We start from the raw sequence: 20,188 nt of genomic DNA, 5'->3' as shown, positions 1-20,188 counted from the left end.
TGCCTTGAGCAGTATCTTGCCCCGTTCACCGGCCCGGCACCTCCCCCTTGACGGGGGAGGTTGGGAGGGGGTGCGGAGAGCCCCGATCTGGGAAAACCATCTACCATGACCCCAAACTCCCCCATCCGCCCCGACCGCATCGAAGCCGACATCTACGCCCTGGCGGCAATAACCGAACCCGACCGGCCCTATACCCGTCGCGCTTTCACCCCCCTGTTCCTTGAAGGCCGCCGCTGGCTCGAAAAGGCGATGCAAGATGCAGGCGCCGTGACACAGATAGACGCTGCCGGTAACCTCATCGGCACCATTCCCGGGCAGCGGCCCGAGCTTGGCACCATCTTGCTCGGCTCTCATTCGGACACCGTGCCTGACGGTGGACGTTTCGATGGCGTCGCCGGGGTCATCGCCGCGCTGGAAGTAGCCCGCGCGCTGCGCGACCAGGGCGCAGTGCTGGCCCATACCCTGGAGATCGTCGATTTTCTCGCCGAAGAAGTCTCGATCTTTGGCGTCTCCTGTATCGGCAGCCGCGGCATCAGCGGCACCCAGCCCAGGGAATGGCTGGAACGCGAGGCCGCAGGTATTACGCTCGAGCAGGGGATCGTTCAGGTCGGCGGCGAACCATTCAAGCCGGCTCAGCGCGACGACATCAAGGCATTCCTTGAACTCCACATCGAGCAAGGACCCGTGCTGCAAAACGAGCAATTGGACGTGGGCGTGGTAACAGCCATCGCCGGCATTACCCGCATCGAGATCGTCGTCGAAGGGCGCGCCGATCATGCTGGAACCACCCCCATGGGCTCGCGTAAGGATGCGCTGACAACGGCCGCATGGATCGCGCTTGGCGTGGAAGAACTGGCCAAGGCGCTGGCGAGCGGCGAAGAGCATTTCGCGGCCACCGTTGGTGAATTCGAAATGCTGCCCAATGCGGCCAATGTGGTGCCAGCGCGGGTGCGGATGCTGATCGATGCGCGTGCCGAACTGCGCGATGACATGGACCGGTTCATCGATGAACTCGCCAAGGGCGTGGCGGCCATCAGCGAAAAAACCGGCGTCGGCGCTACCGAACCCCGCATCATCTCGGACAATCCGCCCACGCCCTGCGATGCCGATGTGCTCGATGTGCTCGACGCGGCATGCGAGAGCGCTGGGGCGCGTCACCGGCGCATGGCGTCGGGAGCAGGGCACGACACCGCCTGGATGGCCCGGATCGCCAAGGCCGCGATGATCTTTGTTCCCTGCAAGGACGGCCGCAGTCATTCGCCGGACGAGTTCGCCACGGTGGACGATATCGCACTCGGCACGGCCGTGCTGCTGGACGCAGTCAAGGCCCTCGATATCAAATTGCAGGAGACTATCTGATGGGGCGCATCCTGACCGAAAAGGACGTCGAGGCTGCCGTTCGTGGCGGTTCCGTCTATGCGGCGGGTGGCGGTGGCTGGGCTGATCACGGCCGCATGCTGGGCAAGGCTGCCGTCAGCATCGGCAAGCCGGAATTGGTGAGTATCGAAGAACTCGATGCCGACGATTGGGTTGCGACGGCCGCAGCAATCGGCGCGCCGGCCTCCACCACGCCGTGGGAAATGCAGGGCGTCGACTATGTCAAGGCCGTGCAATTGCTGCAGGACGCGCTGGGCGAGAAGGTCAGCGGGTTGATGGTCGGCCAGAACGGCAAGTCATCCACCCTCAACGGCTGGCTACCTTCCGCCATCCTGGGCACCAAGGTGGTGGATGCCGTGGGCGATATCCGCGCCCATCCGACCGGCGACATGGGTTCCATCGGCATGGCCGGATCGCCCGATCAGGTGATCCAGACCGCTGTCGGCGGCAATCGCGCCGAGAACCGCTATATCGAACTGGTGACGCGTGGCGCGACGGCAAAAGTCTCACCCATCCTGCGTACTGCCGCCGATATGTCCGGCGGCTTTATCGCCTCATGCCGCAACCCACTGCGCGCGAGCTATGTGCAAAAGCACGCGGCGCTCGGCGGCATTTCGCTGGCGCTGAAGCTGGGCGACGCGATGATGTCAGCCGAGGGCAAGGGCCCCGGCAAGATGCTCGACGCCATCGTCGAAACCACCGGCGGCACCATTCTCACCAAGGGTTACATCACCGCTGTTGACGTGACCTACACCAGGGAAGCCTTCGACATCGGCCGCATCACCATCGGCGAGGGCGACAAGGCGACGACGCTGCACGTCATGAACGAATACATGGCCGTGGAAGACGCCGGCGGCACAAGGCTCGCGACCTTCCCCGATGTGATCACCACACTGGACGCCGCCGGGCAGGCCCTCTCGGTCGGGCAACTGGGCCGCGGCATGTATGTGTTCGTGCTGCATGTTCCAAAGACCGGTATTCCACTGAGTTCGAGCGTGCTGGACCCGGCAGTGTATCCATTTGTCGAGGAACGGATGGGGATTGAATTGGCGAGGTATGCGTTGAGTTAAGGCGGCTATTTGCCCTCCGCCCTGTAGATGTACGAGAGACCTCATGGTGAGCTTGTCGAACCACGAGGTCGCCTGCCGAGGTGCCACGACCTCGTCCTTCGACAGGCTCAGGATGAGGTCTGCTGAGAGACGTGACCATGCCCACACCAAACCCCCGCCATCCCAATTTCCCCATCCCCGGCGGCCCTGAGCTCCGCGCCAGGGGCTGGCGACAGGAAGCCCTGCTGCGGCTGCTGGAAAACGTGCTGGCTGTCGGCGAGAACCCGAACGAGTTGATCGTCTACGCAGCTCTTGGCAAGGCCGCGCGCAATTGGGCCAGCCACAAGGCCATCGTCGAAACACTGCTGCGCATGGACGAGGACCAGACGCTGATCATCCAGTCGGGCAAGCCAATCGGCCTGCTCAAAACGCATGCCAAGGCGCCTTTGGTGATCATGGCCAACTGCAACATTGTGGGGCAGTGGGCCAAGGCGGAAGTGTTCTACGAGCTGGAGCGAAAAGGCTTGATCTGCTGGGGCGGGCTCACTGCGGGCGCCTGGCAATATATCGGCAGCCAGGGCGTCATCCAAGGCACCTATGAAATCTTCATGCGTATTGCCGAAAACCGCTTCGGTGGAGACCTCGCGGGACGGTTTATCCTGACGGCGGGCCTGGGTGGCATGGGCGGGGCGCAGCCACTGGCCGGACGCATGGCAGGTGCGGCGATCCTCTGCGTGGACATCGACCCTGAGCGCGCCCGCAAGCGCCAGCAGGTTGGCTATCTCGAAGAAATTGCTCCCGATCTCGATACCGCTTTGGCCATGATCGACCGGGCCGTTGCCGAGAAGCGGGCAACATCGATCGGGCTCGTCGGCAATGCGGCTGAGATCTACCCCGAGATCGCGCGCCGCGGCATCGTGCCCGATATCGTCACCGACCAGACCTCGGCGCATGATCTGGTCTATGGCTATGTGCCCAAGGGCATGTCGCTCGACGAAGTCCGGCGCCTGCGCGTCGAGGGACCATCGCAACTCATGGCGGCCAGCCGCGCCTCCATCGCCGACCATGTCCGTGCCATGCTGGCCTTCCAGCAGGCAGGCTCGGAGGTCTTCGACAACGGCAATCTGATCCGCACCCAGGCCAAGGCGGGCGGGGTGGACAACGCCTTCGACATCAAGATCTTCACCGAAGCCTATCTGCGGCCGCTTTTCGCCCGCGCCGTCGGTCCATTCCGCTGGATGGCCCTGTCGGGCGATCCCGAGGACATCAGCAACATCGACGACAAACTGCTCGAGATGTTCCCCGACAACAGGATCGTCACCAACTGGATCAAGCTTGCGCGCCAGCATGTGCCCTTCGAAGGCCTGCCGGCCCGTATCGCCTGGCTCGGACATGGCGAGCGCACGGCGCTGGCCCGCGCCGTCAACCAGATGGTGGCCGATGGAGCGCTGGCGGGTCCTGTTGCCTTCAGCCGCGATCACCTTGATGCCGGCGCCATGGCGCATCCCAACATCATGACCGAACGAATGAAAGACGGCTCGGACGCGATCGCGGATTGGCCCATTCTCGACGCCATGCTGCTCTGCTCCTCCATGGCCGACCTTGTGGTGGTCCATTCGGGCGGTGGCGGCTATGCCGGATACATGACGTCAGCCGGTGTAACCGTCGTGGCCGATGGCACACCCGCCGCCGACGAGCGGCTGGAGCATGCCCTCACCAATGACACGGCGCTCGGCGTGATGCGCTACGCCGACGCCGGCTATGAGGAGGGCCTTGAGGAGATCGCCGCCAAGGGGATCGGGTATATTCCCGTCGGTTAAACCTCGTTCCGCCAGGAAAACTGCGGCGAATAACCCAGCATCCGCTTGGCCTTGTCGATGCTGAGCAAAGTGCTGTTGGTCGCGATGTTGCCCTTGGTCGGGACCTGCGGAAAGACCTCGGCCAGCAGCGACATATTGGACCGGCTCATGACCGTATCGGCATTGGCTATGATGAAGGCCTCGAACCCGGTAAAATCCGCCTGGATCGAGCGGCGAACCGCCTGTGCCCCATCGCGCGCATCGATGTAACCCCAGAGGTTCCACTTGCGGGCATGTGGGTCGGCGTCGAACTTGGGAAAGGCCTTGTAGTCTTCCGGGTACATGACGTTGGAAAACCGCAAACCGACAATCCGAAGTTCGGGATCCCAGCGGCAAAACTGGGCGGCCATTGTCTCGTCCAGCAGCTTGCCGAGAGAGTAAGCGGATTCGGGACGCGGAAAGTACTCTTCGTCCACCGGCGCATAGGGCGGGGGCGAAGCAAAGGGGAGGCCAAGTACGGTCTCGCTCGAAGCAAAAACGATATTTTTGACGCCGGAAAGGCGGCATGCTTCGAAGATATTGTAGGTCGCGGGCACGTTGTTGGCGAAGGTGCGGGCATTGGCGGCAAGGCCCGGAGCGGGAATTGCGGCCAGGTGGACCACGGCGTCAAACGGCCCGCCGCGCTCGTCGACTCCGCCCAGAATGGCCGCCGTAACCTCCCCAAAATCGGTCAGATCGATGCGAACGCTGGGGCAAATCGGCTCTGGGAGAGCCTGTTGGTCGAGGTTCAGCACGTCGTATCCATGCGCGACGAGGTCCCGCAAAACGGCCCGTCCAAGCTTGCCGCTGCCGCCTGTTACCAACACCTTGGGCATTCGATCCTCCACGTATTCAAGCACTTAGCTGCCGTGCCCTGCTGGCCAGCATGGCACGCTGGCGGTGGGCTGCCAAGCGGCTCGATAGGTAAACGGACGATGAACGGCGCGATCACGGGCGGTTCAATGGCGGGGGCGCCTTATGGGAGCAAGGACGGCGCAGGGCCGGACCAATTGCTACCCAGAGGAGACTTCAAATGCGCAAACTCAGCACACTCGCCATCATTGCCGGCCTCGTGACTGCCATGGTCACGACGGGCGCCCAGGCCCAATCCAACTACCCGCGCCAGCCCGGCTCGAGCACCGCGACGGACCCCGATTGTACCGACATCATGGGCTTCATGCGGTCGGTAAAACCTGCGGAGATTCAATCGTTTAACGGCCACCGTGCAGTCCTGATCCCGGTCTGTGAAGACGGCACGATGCGCACCCGCAATGCCTATGGCTCGTTGTTTCGCGATGGCAATGCCGAGCTTTTGCGGCTGCCGATCGCCAGCCAGCCGGTGATGATCAACGCCCTCAAGGCGCGGGATTATGACCAGCACGACGTGGTTTCGGTGCGGTTCAGCGCCAATAACGGCGTCATCCTTTATGTGCACCAGCGCGACATGCGGTGAGGATTTGTCACGGGTTTGCCACGCCGATGAACGCTTTATGAACGGCAATCTCAGGGCCGGTTCAAAGCCAGGGTGGCAAGCTCCAGACCAGTGAAATTGAAATCGCTCTTGAGGGAGAGTTCGAGATGAACAAGAAACAGGAAAAAGTTCTGGTCGCCGCCCTGTGTGGCCTGGTGATCACCGCCGCCGGCGCCTTCGCCGTACAACCCGCAATGGCAGCCGGCTATGATGTAGACCAACTGGCCAAGGTGACCGACGTTGCGCGGTGGGATAATCTGAACGTCCGCAAATGGCCGGCCAGCTATTCCCAGAAGGTGGGAGCCTTCGCGCCGGGCGACCATGTGTGGGTGGAGCGCTGCATCGAGGCGGAAACCGGCGCCGACTGGTGCCTGGTCGATGCTCGGGACACGCGCGGCTGGGTCAATTCGCGTTACCTCACCATGGTGAGCGATTGGGACATCTGATCCTCCACCGATTTTCGTGCCGACCTCCTTCCCATGCTCAGTTGACTTTTCCGGTCCTGCGCTGTCTTCAAGACAGCCTGGACCGGAGTTTTATCTATGGACGCCAATCCCATTCTCGCCGAAACCGTCAGGGGCAACTGGGTCGAAAACCGCCATCGCGGCGCCTTCGCGATCGTCGATGCCGAGGGCAAGGTCATCGCTTCGGCCGGCGATACAGAGCGTCCGGTTTTTCCCCGCTCGGCCATCAAGTCCATGCAGGCGCTAGCTATCTTTGCGCGCGAGGCCGAGGGCAAGTTCCACCATACCGATGAAGAATTGGCGCTGGCCTGTGCCTCGCACCATGGCGAGGATGTGCATGTGGCGACGGCCAAGGGGCTGCTGAGCCGGATCGGGCTTTCGGCGGCGGACCTGGAGTGCGGCGCCCACGCGCCGACGAATTCTGCGGCGCGGGAAGCGCTGCGGGCGTCTGGCGGGGAGCCGAGCCCGCTGCACAACAATTGTTCAGGCAAGCATTCGGGCATGCTGAGCGTGGCGCTGGCCAGGGGCGTGCCCACCAAGGGTTATGTCGGGCGCGAGCACGAGGTGCAGCGCGCCGTGCGGGCTGCCGTGGAAGCGGTGATCGGCGAGCCGCTGAGCGAAGACCGGTGCGGCACCGATGGTTGTTCAATCCCGACCTTTGCGGCGCCGCTGCGGGCGTTTGCGCTCGGCTTCGCGCGCATGGCGACGGGCAAGGGGATTGCGCCGGAACTGGCGAGCGCTTCCCGGCGGCTGTTCGATGCCGCGACGAGCCATCCGCTGCTGGTGGCTGGAACGGGCCATGCCGATACGCTGATCATGGAAGCTTTCGGCGGCCGGGTGATGCAGAAGGTGGGCGCCGAAGGTGTGCAATGTGGCGCCATCCGCGACAAGGGCTGGGGTTATGCGCTGAAGTGTGATGACGGCAATATTCCAGCGTCGCAGGCCATGCTGGCGGGTTTGTTGCTGCGGTATGCGGAGCCGGATGAGGGCCAGCGGGCGGTGCTGGAGCGGTTCAGGGAGCAGACGATCAGGAGCGTCCGCGGGGCCGATGTGGGCGTGTTGCGGGCGGTGCTGGTGTAGGTGGTGCCAGCTAGGTGCTGTCCGGAAGGGAAAACTGAGTTACGGATTGTCCCTGCCGGAGCAGGGCGGCTATAAGGGCCAGAGGTTCATTGGAGTGAAGCGATGCTGGCCGACGACAAGATCTTTCTGGGAACCAGCACGCGGCCTGAATACCTGGCACTCAGATACGGCAATCGGCATGGCCTGATTACGGGCGCAACAGGCACCGGCAAGACGGTGTCGCTGCAGGTGCTGGCGGAGGGATTTTCGGCCGCTGGCGTGCCGGTGTTCGCCGCCGACATCAAGGGAGACCTTTCAGGCGTCGGCAAGATGGGCGCGGCGCAGGATTGGCAGAGTGAGCGTGCCGCCGAAATCGGGTTCGCCGACTATAGGGATGATATCTTCCCGGTGATTTTCTGGGATCTGTTCGGGCGCCAGGGTCATCCGATCCGGGCGACGATATCCGAGATGGGACCGCTGTTGCTCAGCCGTATGCTGGAACTGAACGATACCCAGGAAGGCGTGTTGAACATTGCCTTCAAGCTGGCCGATGACGAAGGGCTGTTGCTGCTCGATCTCAAGGATTTGCGCGCCTTGCTGGTGGATATCCAGGAGCGCGCGAAGGAAATTTCCACGCGCTACGGCAATGTGACGACCGCGTCGATCGGCGCTATCCAGCGCGCGCTGCTGGTGCTGGAGCAGCAGGGCGCGGAGAACTTTTTTGGCGAGCGGGCGCTCGAGATCGCCGATCTGATGCGGACCGACCGCGATGGGCGCGGCTTCATCTCCATTTTGGCGGCCGACGAATTGATGCGCGCGCCGCGTCTTTACGCGACTTTTTTGCTCTGGATGCTGTCCGAACTGTTCGAGGAACTGCCCGAAATTGGCGACCCAGACCGACCCAAGCTGGTGTTCTTTTTCGATGAAGCACATTTGCTGTTCGACGATGCGCCCAAGGCGCTGATCGACAAGGTCGAGCAGGTGGTGAAGCTGGTGCGCTCCAAGGGCGTGGGCGTTTATTTCGTGACGCAGAACCCGGTGGACATTCCCGAGGCGGTGCTGGCGCAATTGTCCAACCGGGTGCAGCACGCCTTGCGGGCCTATACGCCACGCGAGCAGAAGGCCGTGCGGGTGGCGGCCGAAACCTTCCGGCCCAATCCGGAATTTTCGACCGAAGAGGTCATCACGCAGTTGGGGATTGGCGAGGCGCTGGTTTCGGTGCTGGAAAGCAAGGGCGTGCCCTCGATGGTGGGCCGTACGCTGATCCGTCCGCCCTCGGCGCAGGTGGGGCCGCTGACGGCTGAGGAGCGGCGGTTGATCATGGCGAATTCGCCGGTTGCGGGGCTCTATGACACCACTGTGGACCGTGAATCCGCTTTTGAAACCCTGGCGCGCAAGGCGCGGGAGAAGCAGCTGGCCGAGGAGCGGCAGGCCCAGGACGATGAGCTGGCCAAGCGTGAACGGACCTATGCGGAACCCAGGCAGCGCCGGGCTTCCAGCCGCCAGACGCCGGCCGAAGCAGCGATAAATTCGCTGGCGCGGACCGTTGCCAACCGGCTGGGAAGCGCTCTTGTAAGGGGCATTCTCGGTAGCCTGAAGCGGGGTCGCTGAGCATGGCCGAACCGGTGGCTCACAAGCAAGTGCTTGCGGTTTTTGCTTCCGATAAAGGGCCGGGTGACCCCGAGCGTGCTTCGATCATGAGCCAAGCAGGCTCGTATTTTGCTCGCCGCGGTGCTTCGATTGTCGTGCTGGCCGAGAACGGCATCATTCCAGTTCCCCTGATAACCGCCGCTCGGACAGCGGGTGGGCAAGTCGAGATCGTGGCCGACACGAGCATAGTGCTGCCGGCTGCCCTGCGCGATGTGACGCTGCACGTTCTGGACAGCCGGGAAGAGCGGCTGGCGCGGATAGCGCAGACGGCGAGCGCCCTTGTCGCGCTGCCGGGATCACTGGCTTCGGCGACGGCGCTGTTTGGCGCCTGGACCTCTGCCAAGGGGCAGGGACGTTCGCTGCCGGTGGTGATGCTGAACCGCCATCGCGCCTTTGAGGTGATGCGCGGCTATTCGGCCGATGTGCTGTCCCATTCGCTGACAGGCTATGACAAGGCAATGCAGTTTGCCGACAATATCGAGGATCTGTGGAGCCGGGTCAGCCGGCTGGTGGGCGAGCAGCGCTAGACATCCCCATTCAGCCGATGGATCGATCGGCAAGGCGATACGTTCTGGGCCGATATGGTGGAGGTTGGCCCATGAGCAAACTGTTGTCTGGCATTGCTGCTGTGTCGCTAATACTTGTTGGGAGTGTCCCATCATCAGCCCAGAGCGTCGATTGGGAGCGCTATGTCGATCCGCAGTACGGGTTTTCGGCAGAGTTGCCCTATGGGGTGTTCGAACCGCTGGAGGATGATGGCTCTGGCGGGCTGACGCTGGGTGAGGTGGGCGGCACCGGGCAGATCAGCATCTATGGCGGCGATGCCGGTGGGCTGACGCTGGAGGGGTTCGCGGAGCGGCTTTCGGCGGGCGAGGAAGTGCGCAGCATTACCTATCAGGCCGGGGGCGATAGCTGGTTCGTGCTGTCGGGGTATTATCAGCCGGACGCCGAGGGCGAGCGACTGATCTTTTACACCAAGGTGCTGCTGTCGCCGGACCGCGAGACGTTTTCGGCATTCGAGATCAGTTATGATCTGGACGAGAAGGCGCGGTTTGATGGGATTGTGAGTAGGATCGAGGATAGTTTTACGCGACCGCCAGCGGGGTGAAGTCTTCTCGGTCCGAGCCGACAGATCGCACCATCACCCGGCGCCGACCTCTCCCTGAGGCGAGGTAGTGCGTGCCGACGCTGGGAGCTTCCGCTCAGGCGTCCAGGTGGGGCTGGGGTGGTTTGCGGCGGTCGGGGAAGAGGGGGATGACGTTGTCGGTTTCGCGGCGCTGTGGCACTGGCTGCGGTACCGGGGTGGCGAGGCGGTTGCGGCGGTCGGGGCCGCGATAGCCGCCCAGGACGCCAACGACACTGCGGGTGCGCAGGCGAGCCTGGATGCGCTGCAGGAGGTGACGCGGTGACATCGGCTTGATGACCACTTCGTCGATGCCGGCGCTGATGGCCTGGTGGCGCATGGGCGGGGTGATAGTGCGGGTGAGGGCGATGACCGGCACGTCCTGGGACACGAGGCTCCCGTTGAGACGGATCGATTCCACCATTTCGTAGGCCGGGCGGCCTTCCCGGTCGAAGTCGCAAACCAGCATGTCGATGGGGGCGAGGCGCATATAGGCGATCAGGGACAGTTCGCTATCGAACTGACGCACCTTGAGGCGCGAGTCGCCGGCAACAACCATGCCCAAAAGCGCTGTAAGCGCCTGGTTTGCTGCAATAATCGCCACGACCTTTGCCGGTTCGGACAAGCCATTCCCCTCTATAGTAAACAAAGGGTTACCATGAGGCCGTCGGAACGGGAAAGGTGGACCTTGGTAATATCCCTAATTTGCTGGGGAAGACGTGGCGCACAGAAAAGCCCGCCGGCGCGGGGCTGGCGGGCTCGGTCAACAGGTTGAAGAGGCTTAGCGGGCTTCTTCGAACATGTGCTCGACGTGTTCCCAGTTCACGAGGTTGTCGAACCAGGCTTCGAGGTATTTCGGGCGGGCGTTGCGGTAGTCGATGTAATAGGAATGTTCCCACACGTCGACGCCCAGCAGTGGGTGGCCGCCATGGACCAGTGGCGATTCGCCGTTCGTGGGTCTTGGTGACTTCGAGCTTGCCGTTCTTCAGCGACAGCCAGGCCCAGCCGGAACCGAACTGGGTAGTGCCGGCAGCGATGAAATCGGCGCGGAACTTATCAAAACCGCCGAGGTCTTCGTCGATCTTGGCAGCCAGGGCGCCGGGCAGCTTGTTGCCGCCGCCGTTTGGCTTCATCCAGTTCCAGAAGTGCACGTGGTTGTAGTGCTGGCCGGCATTGTTGAACAGGCCGGCGTTCTTGCCGTAGCTCTCCTTGACGATGTCTTCGAGCGGCAGGATTTCGAGCCCCGAGCCTTCCAGCAGCTTTTCGCCATTGGTGACATAGGCCTGGTGGTGCTTGTCGTGATGGAACTCGAGCGTTTCCGCGGACATGTAGGGGCCCAGCGCATCATAGGCGTAGGGCAGGGGCGGCAAGGTGAACTTGGTGGACATTGGATAGCCTCCGTTTTGATTTTAGACGCTGAGGAAGATCGCCCCCAGCCTATAGGCCGATTGTGAAAGTGGAACAATCAGGGGGAGTTGAATGATCCTTCCAGGCCAACGGCGTTGAGCGCAAAAGCGTAGCACATGGCGGTTTCCTTGAGGCGATCGAAGCGCCCCGAAGCGCCACCATGGCCGGCGCCCATGTTGGTCCTGAGGTATAAAGGCGTCTCGCCCGTCTTGGTTGCCCGCAATCTGGCGACCCATTTGGCAGGTTCCCAATAGGTGACACGCGGATCGGTGAGGCCGGCGAGCGCGAAAATGGGCGGGTAATCCTTGGCCGCGACCTGCTCATAGGGCGCGTATGAGGCGATGCGCTGGTAGTCCTCGGCGGAAAGCAGTGGATTGCCCCATTCGGGCCATTCGGGCGGGGTGAGGGGCAGGGTTTCATCGAGCATGGTGTTGAGCACGTCGACAAACGGCACCTGGGCGAGGATGCCGGCCCAGAGATCCGGGCGCAGATTGGCGATGGCGCCCATCAGCATGCCACCGGCCGAGCCGCCCTGCGCCACGATGCGGCCCTTGGCGGTGTAGCCTTCAGTGATCAGCATTTCGGCCGATGCAATGAAATCGGTGAAGGTATTGGTCTTGTGCTCGCGGCGGCCCTGGACGTACCAGCGATAGCCCTTTTCCATGCCGCCGCGGATATGGGCGGTGGCATGGACGAAGCCGCGGTCAACCAGCGACAGGGCGGAGATGGAGAACGACGAGGGCATGCTCATGCCATAGGCGCCGTAGCCGTATAGCAGGGCAGGCGCAGAGCCATCGAGTGGCGTGCCCTTGCGGTAAAGGACGGTGACCGGCACCTGCTCGCCATCGGGGGCGGTGGCAAAGAGGCGGCGGGTTTCGTAGTCGTCGGGGTTGTGGCCGGAGGGCACTTCCTGCTCCTTGAGCAGGGTGCGCGTGCCGGTCTCCAGGTCCAGATCATAGGTGCGCGACGGCGTGGTCGGGGAGGAATAGCTGAGACGAAACACCGAAGTGTCGAACTCGTAGCCGACCGACATGCCCAGCGAATAGGCTTCCTCGTCAAACTTGACGGTTTCCTCGGCCCCGGTGCGCAGATCGCGTACGACGATGCGCGGCAGGCCTTCGAAGCGTTCGAGGCGCAGCAAATGGTTCCTGATGACGATGGTGTCGAGGATCAGCACGCCCTGCTGGTGAGGTACCAAATCGGTCCAGTTTTCCGCGCCCGGATTATCGACGGGAGCGGTGACGATCTTGAAGTCTTCGGCGCCGTCGGAATTGGTGCGGATGTAGAGCAGGTCATCGCGCTCTTCGATGTCGTATTCGCGGTCGGTCAGGCGGCGATCAACCAACCGGGGTTCACCGCCGTGTTCGGCGTCGATCAGCCAGCATTCGCTGGTCTGGTGGTCATGGGCGTCGATGACGATGAATTTGTCGCTGAGGGTGCGGCCGACGCCGACGAAAAAGCCGGGATCGGATTCTTCGAAGATGATCGGATCGCTCGACTGGTCGGTGCCGATGGTGTGGAGCCGCACGCGATAGGGGCGGTGATTATCGTCGTATTCGGTGTAGTAAATGGCCGTGCTGTCATTGCTCCAGACATAGGAGCCGGCGGTTTCTGCGATGACTTCAGCGCTGTCCGTGCCGGTTTCGAGATCGCGGATGACGATGTCATAATATTCCGAGCCGGCGCGGTCGGCGGCCCAGGCGAGATAGCGATGGGAGCGGTCGTGCTCGGCGCCGGCAAAGCCGAAATATTCGTCGCGCGCTTCGATGTTGCAATCGAGCAGGATGGTTTCGGGCCCGCCCTCGCGCGGGGTGCGCACGATCAGGGGGTATTGCTTGCCCTCCAGCATGCGCGAATTATAGGCGAAGGGGCCATCGGGCGAGGCGACACCGCTGTCGTCTTCCTTGATGCGGCCGCGAATCTCCTTGTAGATCGTCTCCTGAAAGTCCTTGGTGCGGGTGCCGAATTCGGCTTCAAAATATGCGTTTTCGGCATCGAGATACGCCCGGATTTCGGGATCGAGCGTCTCGGGCTTTTGCATCACCTCCTGCCAATTGGGCGCGCGCAGCCAGTGATAGGGGTCCTCTCGCGTCACATTGTGGAAGGTGGCGGCGTGTGGCTTGCGGGCGGCAATCGGTGGAGTGGGCTTGGTCATAAAACAATCCAGCAAGGGGCGTGTTGCCTCCACATAGGGCCCGCCGCCGGCCAAAGGAAGGGTCAACGCCTCGCCGGGTTTTTCCGTTTTTCCCCATGTCTCGGATTTTGCGGGCCGTTTTGGCTTGTCCCGCGCTGTTCAACCAGTAAGGTCCGCAAGCAAAGTCAGGATCAGAATCGGACCGAGGTAGTTGGAACCAGGACTGGATGCAAGCATAGCGCTGGTGGCGATCGGGCCATTCATGGCCGCTTTGCTGGCCCCCTTGGTGCAAAGACTTACCCGGCCCTTCGGTGGGTGGGTGCTGGCATTGGTGCCGGCCGCTGCATTCCTGGTTCTGCTTAGCCTCGTCGAACCGGTTCTGGCCAATGGCTTCGTGGCAGCGCGGCTGGCATGGGCGCCGAGCTACGGGCTGGATTTGTCGTTTTTCGTCGATGGACTGAGCCTGACCTTTGCCCTGACCATCTCGGGCATCGGCACGCTTATTGTTATTTATTCGGGCGCGTATTTGAAGGGCCATACCCATCTAGGGCGGTTCCTGGCGTTCCTGCTGGCGTTCATGGGGTCCATGCTGGGGCTGGTGCTGGCCGATAGCATGCTGGTGCTGTTCATCTTCTGGGAACTGACGGCGGTGGCCTCGTTCCTATTGATCGGGTTCGATCATACGCGGCAGGCGGCGCGGCGCGGCGCGATCCAGGCGCTGGTGATCACTAACATTGGGGGCATGGCACTGCTGGTGGGCGTGGTGGTGCTGCGCCAGATCGGTGGCGCGTGGGAACTGAGCGCTCTGCGGGAGTTGGGCGATGGCGTGCGGGGGCATGGGCTTTATGGCCTGGCGCTGGCGTGCATTTTGCTGGCATCCTTTACGAAATCGGCGCAAATGCCGTTCCACTTCTGGCTGCCCAACGCCATGGAAGCGCCAACGCCTGTGTCGGCCTTTTTGCATTCGGCGACCATGGTGCAGGCGGGGGTTTACCTGCTGGCGCGGATGACGCCGGTGCTGGGCGGAACCGATATCTGGAGCACGATACTGGTTTGTTTCGGCAGCGCGACCCTGCTGTGGGGGGCACTTGCGGCGCTGCGCCAGACCGATCTCAAGCAGATGCTGGCGCAAACCACGATCGCTTCGCTGGGTCTGCTGGTGCTGCTGATCGGGCTGGGGTCCGAAGCGGCAATCGCGGGCATGGTGGTCTATTTCGTCGCCCATGCGCTGTACAAGGCCGGGCTGTTCATGGTGGTGGGAGCGCTCGACCATGAAACCGGGACGCGCGATATCACCGCGCTCGGCGGCATGGCCGACCACATGCCGGTGACGTTCATCGCCGCCGCGCTGGCGAGCCTGGCCATGATCGGGCTGCCGCCGACGCTGGGCTTTTTTGCCAAGGAAGAGATGTTGCTTGGGGCTTTCGGGCCGCAATGGCTGCAGGGGCTGGCCCTGGTTGTGCTGATCGTGGGCAATGCGCTGTTGGCGGTGGTAGCGGCGCTAATTGCTATCAAACCGTTCCTGGGCGCCACGAGCCAGACGCCAAAATCGCCGCATGAAGCTCCGATTGCCATGCTGATCGGCCCGGTGTTGCTTGGCGCTGCCGGCATTGTGGGAGCGTTGGTGCTGGACTGGTTCGGGCATACGGTGCTGGAGCCGACCGCGTCTGCTATCCTCGCGTCGCCGGTCGAAAGCCACCTCGCCTGGTCGATCAACTTCGCCAGTCCAATTCTCTGGCTTTCGGTTCTGGTCTGGGCGCTGGCTTTGGCGATGTATGGCCAGGCGGATCGCATCCGCACGCTGCTCAACAGGGCACATCGCGCCGTGGGCTGGACGGCGGACCATGTGTTCGATGCGGCCATGTTCGGCTTGATCCGGTTTTCAGCCTGGATCACGCGCCTGCTGCATCATGGGCGGCTGGAGCTTTACCTGGTGGTGGTGTTTGCCATGTTCGCGCTGGCGCTGCTGGTGCCGATGGTGGCGATGAACGGCTTTGCTGCGATTGTGCAGCAGGGTTGGCCGGAGTTGCGCGTGCATGAATGGGGCGTATTGCTGCTGGCAGTCGGGGGGCTCGGGGCCGTGTTGCTGGCGCGCAGCCGTCTGGTGGCGATCCTGTCGCTGGGCGTTCAGGGCGCGGCGGTGGCGCTGGTGTTCCTGCTGTTCGGGGCGCCGGACCTGGCGTTTACCCAGTTCATGGTGGAGATTTTGTCGGTCATCATCCTCACGCTGGTGATGACGCGGTTGCGGCTCGACGAACGCGATCCGCGCCCGCTCGAGGACTGGGTCCGCGACGGGCTGCTGGCGCTGGTTTGTGGTGGGGCGGTGAGCCTCGTGCTGATCGCGGTGCTCAGTGGAACGCTGGACACCAGCCTCAGCGATTTCTTTGCCGCCACCAGCGTGCCGATCGCGCACGGGGCCAATATCGTCAACGTCATTCTGGTCGATTATCGCGGCTTTGATACGCTGGGCGAAATCAGCGTGGTGATGGCCGCCGGCATGGCCGTGGTGGCACTGCTGCGCACGCGCCGGCGCAAGAACGTACCCGTGACAAGCGGGGAGGGCGAGCCGTGAACACGGTGATTTTTCGCACCATCGCGCCGCTGATCGTGGGCACCATGCTGGTGTTTTCCGTCTATATCTGCCTGCGTGGGCACAATGAGCCCGGCGGCGGATTTATCGGCGGGCTGATCGCTGCATCGGCCATCGCCGTGCTGGGCATGTCTTCGGGGCGTGACGCGGCGCGACGGGCCCTGCGGTTCGATCCCATCGCCATTGCCGCCGCCGGAGTGCTGCTCGCCGCGTCATCGGGGCTGCTGTCGCTGTTTACCGGGAGCGCCTTCATGACCAGCATCTGGCTGTATCTGGAGCTGGGGGAAACCACCGTGCCGCTGTCGACGCCGATGTTCTTCGATATCGGGGTTTACCTGGTGGTCCTGGGCGCCATTTCGGCTATCGGGCTGGGTCTTGAAACCGATGATGGGGAAGGGCTCTGATGGATCTGGTTCTAGCTGTTGTGGTTGGCCTGTTCATCGCGCTGGGCGTCTATCTGCTGCTGTCGCGCGCCTTGATCCGCATGCTGATGGGCATGCTGGTGCTGGGCAATGGCGTCAATCTGCTGATCTTCACGGCCGGGCGGCTGACCCGGGAGGTCGCGCCCATCGTGCCGCCGGGGCTGGAACAGGCACCGGGCGCCATCGCCAATCCGCTGCCGCAGGCGCTGATCCTGACGGCCATCGTCATCGGCTTTGCGATGTTCAGCTTCCTTTTGGTGCTGGCCTATCGTGCCTATCAGACGCTCGACTGCGATGACACCGACGAGATGCGCCTCGCCGAGCCGGCCGATGCGCCCAACCCACCCTTGAGCTACTGATGGAAGAGCTGGTGCAAACCTCCGCCGTCGCCACCGCCGACTGGATCGTGGTGCTGCCGCTGGTGCTGGCGCTGATCGGCGCGGCACTGGCGCTGATGCTGCGCAATAATGGCCGGGTGACGTTTTTGCTGGCGCTGCTGGTGGTGGTGGCCGCGATTGCCTGTGAAATCGGGCTTGCCCTGCGCATCTGGCAGGAGGGGCCGGTCAGCATGACCATGGGCAATTGGCTGCCGCCCTTCGGCATCAGTTTCACGGCCGATCTGTTTGGCGCAAGCTTTGCGCTGGCGGCGTCGGTGGTGACCTTGCTGGTGCTGTTCTATGCCGAGGCGGACCGATCGGCGGCGGACGGCCGGGACGGCTTTCACGCGCTAGTGCTGTTACTGCTGGCAGGGGTGACAGGCTCGTTTCTGACGGGCGACCTGTTCAACCTTTACGTCTGGTTCGAGGTGATGCTGATCGCCTCGTTCGGGCTGATCGTGACGGGCGGCAGCGCCTTGCAGTTCGATGGCGCGGTGAAATACGGCTTCCTCAATTTCCTCGCGACCACGCTGTTCCTGCTGGCGCTGGGCCTGCTCTATGGCACGATCGGTACGCTCAACATGGCCGATATCATCGGCAAGGCGCCGTCGGCCAATCCGGCGGTGATAACAGCCATTGCCGCGCTGTTGCTGCTGGCGTTCGGCATGAAGGCCGCGGCCTTTCCGGTGAATGCGTGGCTTCCCGCGTCCTATCACACGCCGCCGGCGGCCATATCGGCGCTGTTTGCCGGGCTTCTGACCAAGGTGGGTGTTTATGCGGCGCTGCGGAGCCTTGTGGTGCTGTTGCCGGCCACGCGGGATATTCTGGAGCCGGTCATCGCCCTGGTCGCGATTGCCTCGATGATCCTTGGGCCCTTGGGCGCGCTTGGGGAGACCCATCTTAGGCGCGCCATGGGATTTTTCGTCATCGGCGGGATCGGCGCGGCGTTCGCGGGCATTGCGCTGGCAACGCCGGGCGGGATCGGCGGGGCGGGGGCCTATATCTTCCATTCCATGCTGACCATGACGGCGCTCTATCTGGTTTCCGGAATGATCGAGCGCAGCACCGGGCAGGTCGATACGCGGCACATGGGCGGGCTTTATGCGAGTAGCGCGCCGCTTTCGATCATGTTCCTGGTTTTGGTGCTGGCGGTGGCCGGCGTGCCGCCGCTGCTCGGCTTTTGGCCCAAATTGCTGCTGATCGAGGCCGGGGTGGCGCAGGGGGGCTGGCTGGGGACGAGCCTCGTCGTGGCGCTGGTGCTGAATGCCGTCTTGACGCTGATTGCCGGGACCAGGATCTGGGCGCATGTGTTCTGGCGGCAGACCACCGGGACGGGAAAAGTGCCAGCGCCAAGGCGTGGCCTGTTGCGCTATGCGGCGGCGGCGGCGATTGTCGGCTTGGCGGTGGCAGTCGGTTTGTGGCCCGATTTTTTGCTGGCCGGAGCGCGGATGGGGGCAGCGGATCTGGCTGATCCGGCGCGCTATATCGCGGCGGTGGGTCTTGCGGGGAGTGCGCCATGACGCAGATCATCTTCGGTGTTGCCCTGGTCTTGCTGTGGGCTGCTATCACCGCAAACTTCTCTACCCCTAATTTGGTGCTCGGGGCCGTGTTGGCGATTGTGGCGGTCGGGTTCCTGCGGCGCTCGTTCTCGGAGCCCCTGCGGTTTGGCAAGGTGCGCAGCATCGCGCGGCTGACAGGGACCTTCGTAGTCGAACTGCTGATAAGTGCGTTCCGGGTGGCGCGGATCGTGCTGACGCCGGATCTGCAATCGGCGTTGCGGCCGGCGATCATCGCGTTTCCCTTGAGCGTCAAATCCGATGCGGAGATTGCCACCTTGGCCAATCTCATTACGCTGACGCCAGGCACGCTCAGCGTCGATGTTTCGGAGGACCGCAGCGTGCTTTACGTCCATGCCCTGAGTTTTACCACGCGTGAGGCGTTTATTGCTGAAATCGCCAACGGCTTCGAGCGCCAGGTGAAGGAGGTCTTCGCATGACGCCGGCCGATGCTGTTTCGCTTGCAAGCACGATTGCGCTGTTGTTGCTGGGGCTCGCCCTGTTGCTGTCCGTGGTGCGAATCGTAGTCGGGCCGACTCTGGGCGACCGCGTGCTGGCGCTGGACCTGCTGACAGTATTGGCGATGGGTTTTGTTGGCGCGGTGGCGATCAGGACTGGGCTGACGCTGTATCTCGACATCGCAATTGCCCTAGCCCTTTTGGGTTTCTTGGCGACGGTGGCCTTTGCGCGTTATATTTTGTCGCGGCGTGTGGCGGGGAAGCAGCAGCCATGATCGAGGCGGTGGCAATCTATGCAGGTTGTGTGCTGCTGGTAGTGGGCGCTTTGTTCTGCCTGCTGGCGGCAGTGGGCGTGATCCGCCTGCCCGACCTGCTGACGCGCATGCATGCGGCGTCCAAGGCAGGCGCTGTTGGCGGCGGGATGATTTTGCTGGCGGTTCCGTTGGTTAGTCTTGATGGGAGCGTCGCACTCCGCGCAATACTGGGCGTAATGTTTCTCGTGCTTACAACGCCGGTTTCGGCTCACCTGCTGGCTCGCGCCAGTCTTAAATCAACAGATAATGTAACTTTCACTGCTCTTGATGAACTAGGCCACAAAAAAGACCCAAGTTTGTAGATTTTATACACTGTGGGTTACATGCTAATTGCTCCCGATCGGGTTGCTCGGAGCAATAAACGGCCCTAGATATGGGAAATGGTCGCGACTGCCCCGTTGCGGCCCAATAATAATGAAAGGTTTAATGATGAATGAGACCGCCGGCGCGGCGACCGGTCACGAGCAAGAGTTGATCGAGCTCAGCACTGAAATTGTCGCGGCCTATGTGAGCCACAACGCTCTAAGCCCGTCTGATCTGCCCAAATTGATCGCCGAAGTGCATGGCGCTTTGCGGTCGCTATCTTCCAACGAAGCCCCTGTGGCTGTTGAAGAACTCAAGCCAGCCGTGCCGATCCGCAAATCTGTTGCTGCGGACTACATCATCTGTCTTGAAGACGGCAAGAAGTTCAAGTCGCTCAAGCGTCATCTGCGCACACACTATAACCTCTCGCCGGAAGAATACCGCGAGAAGTGGGGCCTGCCTGCTGATTACCCCATGGTTGCCCCCAGCTACTCGGCGACGCGTTCCAAGCTCGCCAAGGATAACGGACTGGGCCGCAAGGCCGCCTAAGTCCCCGCACGCCACGAGACGTCGCGTCCAGCTGACCAGAACGGATC

The 20,188-nt window shown here is 62.7% G+C and carries 20 protein-coding genes and 1 pseudogene; 17 read left to right on the top strand and 4 right to left on the bottom strand.

Annotated features, from left to right (window positions below; translation table 11 throughout):
- Positions 1–105: 105 nt before the first annotated feature.
- The 3 genes from C8264_RS16770 (at position 106) to C8264_RS16760 (ending at position 4,246) form a co-directional block, all read left to right on the top strand.
- Positions 106–1,359, top strand: a complete 1,254-nt coding sequence (locus C8264_RS16770) for a Zn-dependent hydrolase (RefSeq protein ID WP_108462136.1) — start codon at positions 106–108, stop codon at positions 1,357–1,359.
- Positions 1,359–2,447 (top strand): thiohydantoin desulfurase, encoded by a 1,089-nt coding sequence (locus C8264_RS16765; RefSeq protein ID WP_108462135.1) that lies wholly within the window; start codon positions 1,359–1,361, stop codon positions 2,445–2,447. Before C8264_RS16770 ends, C8264_RS16765 begins: the two co-directional genes overlap by 1 nt.
- Positions 2,448–2,584: 137 nt before the next feature.
- Positions 2,585–4,246, top strand: coding sequence for a thiourocanate hydratase (locus C8264_RS16760; protein ID WP_108462134.1), 1,662 nt, complete (start codon positions 2,585–2,587; stop codon positions 4,244–4,246).
- Here the strand turns inward: C8264_RS16760 and C8264_RS16755 are convergent.
- Positions 4,243–5,100, bottom strand: a complete 858-nt coding sequence (locus tag C8264_RS16755; protein ID WP_108462133.1) for an NAD-dependent epimerase/dehydratase family protein — start codon at positions 5,098–5,100, stop codon at positions 4,243–4,245. The genes C8264_RS16760 and C8264_RS16755 overlap by 4 nt on opposite strands.
- Before the next feature lie 197 nt (positions 5,101–5,297).
- Between C8264_RS16755 and C8264_RS16750 the strand changes: the two genes are divergently transcribed.
- From C8264_RS16750 to C8264_RS16725, 6 genes are all read left to right on the top strand, one after another.
- Positions 5,298–5,717, top strand: a complete 420-nt coding sequence (locus C8264_RS16750) for a hypothetical protein (protein ID WP_108462132.1) — start codon at positions 5,298–5,300, stop codon at positions 5,715–5,717.
- Between the two features lie 125 nt (positions 5,718–5,842).
- Entirely contained in the window at positions 5,843–6,181 is a 339-nt protein-coding gene (locus C8264_RS16745; protein WP_108462131.1) for an SH3 domain-containing protein, read from the top strand.
- Positions 6,182–6,277: 96 nt separating this feature from the next.
- Complete coding sequence (locus tag C8264_RS16740; RefSeq protein WP_108462130.1) at positions 6,278–7,279, top strand: asparaginase; 1,002 nt, start codon at positions 6,278–6,280, stop codon at positions 7,277–7,279.
- 102 nt (positions 7,280–7,381) lie between these two features.
- On the top strand, positions 7,382–8,869 hold the full coding sequence (locus tag C8264_RS16735) for a helicase HerA-like domain-containing protein (RefSeq protein ID WP_108462129.1): 1,488 nt from the start codon (positions 7,382–7,384) through the stop codon (positions 8,867–8,869).
- Positions 8,870–8,955: 86 nt separating this feature from the next.
- Positions 8,956–9,435, top strand: coding sequence for an LOG family protein (locus C8264_RS16730; protein ID WP_205245712.1), 480 nt, complete (start codon positions 8,956–8,958; stop codon positions 9,433–9,435).
- 71 nt (positions 9,436–9,506) lie between these two features.
- The gene (locus C8264_RS16725) at positions 9,507–10,016 is read left to right on the top strand and encodes a hypothetical protein (protein ID WP_108462127.1); all 510 of its coding nucleotides are present in this window, start codon (positions 9,507–9,509) and stop codon (positions 10,014–10,016) included.
- 94 nt (positions 10,017–10,110) lie between these two features.
- On the opposite strand, the gene C8264_RS16720 is transcribed toward C8264_RS16725, so the two are convergent.
- The 3 genes and pseudogenes from C8264_RS16720 to C8264_RS16710 all read right to left on the bottom strand — a co-directional run bounded on the left by C8264_RS16720 (position 10,111) and on the right by C8264_RS16710 (position 13,593).
- Positions 10,111–10,656 carry a response regulator gene (locus tag C8264_RS16720; RefSeq protein ID WP_108462126.1) on the bottom strand — a complete coding sequence of 182 codons (546 nt, stop codon included), beginning with the start codon at positions 10,654–10,656 and terminating at the stop codon, positions 10,111–10,113.
- A gap of 156 nt (positions 10,657–10,812) precedes the next feature.
- Positions 10,813–11,419 (bottom strand): annotated as a pseudogene (locus tag C8264_RS16715) (superoxide dismutase).
- A gap of 77 nt (positions 11,420–11,496) precedes the next feature.
- Positions 11,497–13,593, bottom strand: coding sequence for a S9 family peptidase (locus C8264_RS16710; RefSeq protein ID WP_108462219.1), 2,097 nt, complete (start codon positions 13,591–13,593; stop codon positions 11,497–11,499).
- A gap of 190 nt (positions 13,594–13,783) precedes the next feature.
- On the opposite strand from C8264_RS16710, the gene C8264_RS16705 reads away from it, so the two are divergent.
- The 8 genes from C8264_RS16705 to C8264_RS16670 all read left to right on the top strand — a co-directional run bounded on the left by C8264_RS16705 (position 13,784) and on the right by C8264_RS16670 (position 20,141).
- A complete protein-coding gene (locus tag C8264_RS16705) occupies positions 13,784–16,144 on the top strand; it encodes a putative monovalent cation/H+ antiporter subunit A (RefSeq protein WP_342748708.1) in 2,361 nt (786 codons plus the stop codon).
- Positions 16,141–16,566 carry an MnhB domain-containing protein gene (locus C8264_RS16700; RefSeq protein WP_108462125.1) on the top strand — a complete coding sequence of 142 codons (426 nt, stop codon included), beginning with the start codon at positions 16,141–16,143 and terminating at the stop codon, positions 16,564–16,566. The genes C8264_RS16705 and C8264_RS16700 overlap by 4 nt, the downstream gene beginning before the upstream one ends.
- The gene (locus tag C8264_RS16695) at positions 16,566–16,943 is read left to right on the top strand and encodes a Na+/H+ antiporter subunit C (RefSeq protein WP_108462124.1); all 378 of its coding nucleotides are present in this window, start codon (positions 16,566–16,568) and stop codon (positions 16,941–16,943) included. The genes C8264_RS16700 and C8264_RS16695 overlap by 1 nt, the downstream gene beginning before the upstream one ends.
- Positions 16,943–18,481, top strand: coding sequence for a proton-conducting transporter transmembrane domain-containing protein (locus C8264_RS16690; protein WP_108462123.1), 1,539 nt, complete (start codon positions 16,943–16,945; stop codon positions 18,479–18,481). The genes C8264_RS16695 and C8264_RS16690 overlap by 1 nt, the downstream gene beginning before the upstream one ends.
- Complete coding sequence (locus C8264_RS16685) at positions 18,478–18,957, top strand: Na+/H+ antiporter subunit E (protein ID WP_108462122.1); 480 nt, start codon at positions 18,478–18,480, stop codon at positions 18,955–18,957. Before C8264_RS16690 ends, C8264_RS16685 begins: the two co-directional genes overlap by 4 nt.
- Positions 18,954–19,250: a cation:proton antiporter gene (locus tag C8264_RS16680; RefSeq protein WP_108462121.1), complete on the top strand. Its 297-nt coding sequence runs from the start codon at positions 18,954–18,956 to the stop codon at positions 19,248–19,250. Before C8264_RS16685 ends, C8264_RS16680 begins: the two co-directional genes overlap by 4 nt.
- Positions 19,247–19,591 (top strand): monovalent cation/H(+) antiporter subunit G, encoded by a 345-nt coding sequence (mnhG, locus tag C8264_RS16675; protein WP_108462120.1) that lies wholly within the window; start codon positions 19,247–19,249, stop codon positions 19,589–19,591. The genes C8264_RS16680 and mnhG overlap by 4 nt, the downstream gene beginning before the upstream one ends.
- Positions 19,592–19,718: 127 nt before the next feature.
- Positions 19,719–20,141, top strand: coding sequence for a Ros/MucR family transcriptional regulator (locus C8264_RS16670; RefSeq protein WP_108462217.1), 423 nt, complete (start codon positions 19,719–19,721; stop codon positions 20,139–20,141).
- Positions 20,142–20,188: the final 47 nt, after the last annotated feature.

It is taken from the genome of Devosia naphthalenivorans, from assembly GCF_003056355.1.
In the GTDB taxonomy this organism is placed as follows: Bacteria; Pseudomonadota; Alphaproteobacteria; order Rhizobiales; family Devosiaceae; genus Devosia; species Devosia naphthalenivorans.
Note: the sequence above shows the minus strand (reverse complement) of the source record. Positions and strands in the feature narration are given on the sequence as shown.

Coding starts and splice junctions, on each gene's coding strand:
- C8264_RS16770 (WP_108462136.1), top strand. CDS start 106: ATGACCCCAAACTCCCCCATCCGCCCCGACCGCATCGAAGCCGACATC.
- C8264_RS16765 (WP_108462135.1), top strand. CDS start 1,359: ATGGGGCGCATCCTGACCGAAAAGGACGTCGAGGCTGCCGTTCGTGGC.
- C8264_RS16760 (WP_108462134.1), top strand. CDS start 2,585: ATGCCCACACCAAACCCCCGCCATCCCAATTTCCCCATCCCCGGCGGC.
- C8264_RS16755 (WP_108462133.1), bottom strand. CDS start 5,100: ATGCCCAAGGTGTTGGTAACAGGCGGCAGCGGCAAGCTTGGACGGGCC.
- C8264_RS16750 (WP_108462132.1), top strand. CDS start 5,298: ATGCGCAAACTCAGCACACTCGCCATCATTGCCGGCCTCGTGACTGCC.
- C8264_RS16745 (WP_108462131.1), top strand. CDS start 5,843: ATGAACAAGAAACAGGAAAAAGTTCTGGTCGCCGCCCTGTGTGGCCTG.
- C8264_RS16740 (WP_108462130.1), top strand. CDS start 6,278: ATGGACGCCAATCCCATTCTCGCCGAAACCGTCAGGGGCAACTGGGTC.
- C8264_RS16735 (WP_108462129.1), top strand. CDS start 7,382: ATGCTGGCCGACGACAAGATCTTTCTGGGAACCAGCACGCGGCCTGAA.
- C8264_RS16730 (WP_205245712.1), top strand. CDS start 8,956: ATGAGCCAAGCAGGCTCGTATTTTGCTCGCCGCGGTGCTTCGATTGTC.
- C8264_RS16725 (WP_108462127.1), top strand. CDS start 9,507: ATGAGCAAACTGTTGTCTGGCATTGCTGCTGTGTCGCTAATACTTGTT.
- C8264_RS16710 (WP_108462219.1), bottom strand. CDS start 13,593: ATGACCAAGCCCACTCCACCGATTGCCGCCCGCAAGCCACACGCCGCC.
- C8264_RS16695 (WP_108462124.1), top strand. CDS start 16,566: ATGGATCTGGTTCTAGCTGTTGTGGTTGGCCTGTTCATCGCGCTGGGC.
- C8264_RS16690 (WP_108462123.1), top strand. CDS start 16,943: ATGGAAGAGCTGGTGCAAACCTCCGCCGTCGCCACCGCCGACTGGATC.
- C8264_RS16685 (WP_108462122.1), top strand. CDS start 18,478: ATGACGCAGATCATCTTCGGTGTTGCCCTGGTCTTGCTGTGGGCTGCT.
- C8264_RS16680 (WP_108462121.1), top strand. CDS start 18,954: ATGACGCCGGCCGATGCTGTTTCGCTTGCAAGCACGATTGCGCTGTTG.
- mnhG (WP_108462120.1), top strand. CDS start 19,247: ATGATCGAGGCGGTGGCAATCTATGCAGGTTGTGTGCTGCTGGTAGTG.
- C8264_RS16670 (WP_108462217.1), top strand. CDS start 19,719: ATGAATGAGACCGCCGGCGCGGCGACCGGTCACGAGCAAGAGTTGATC.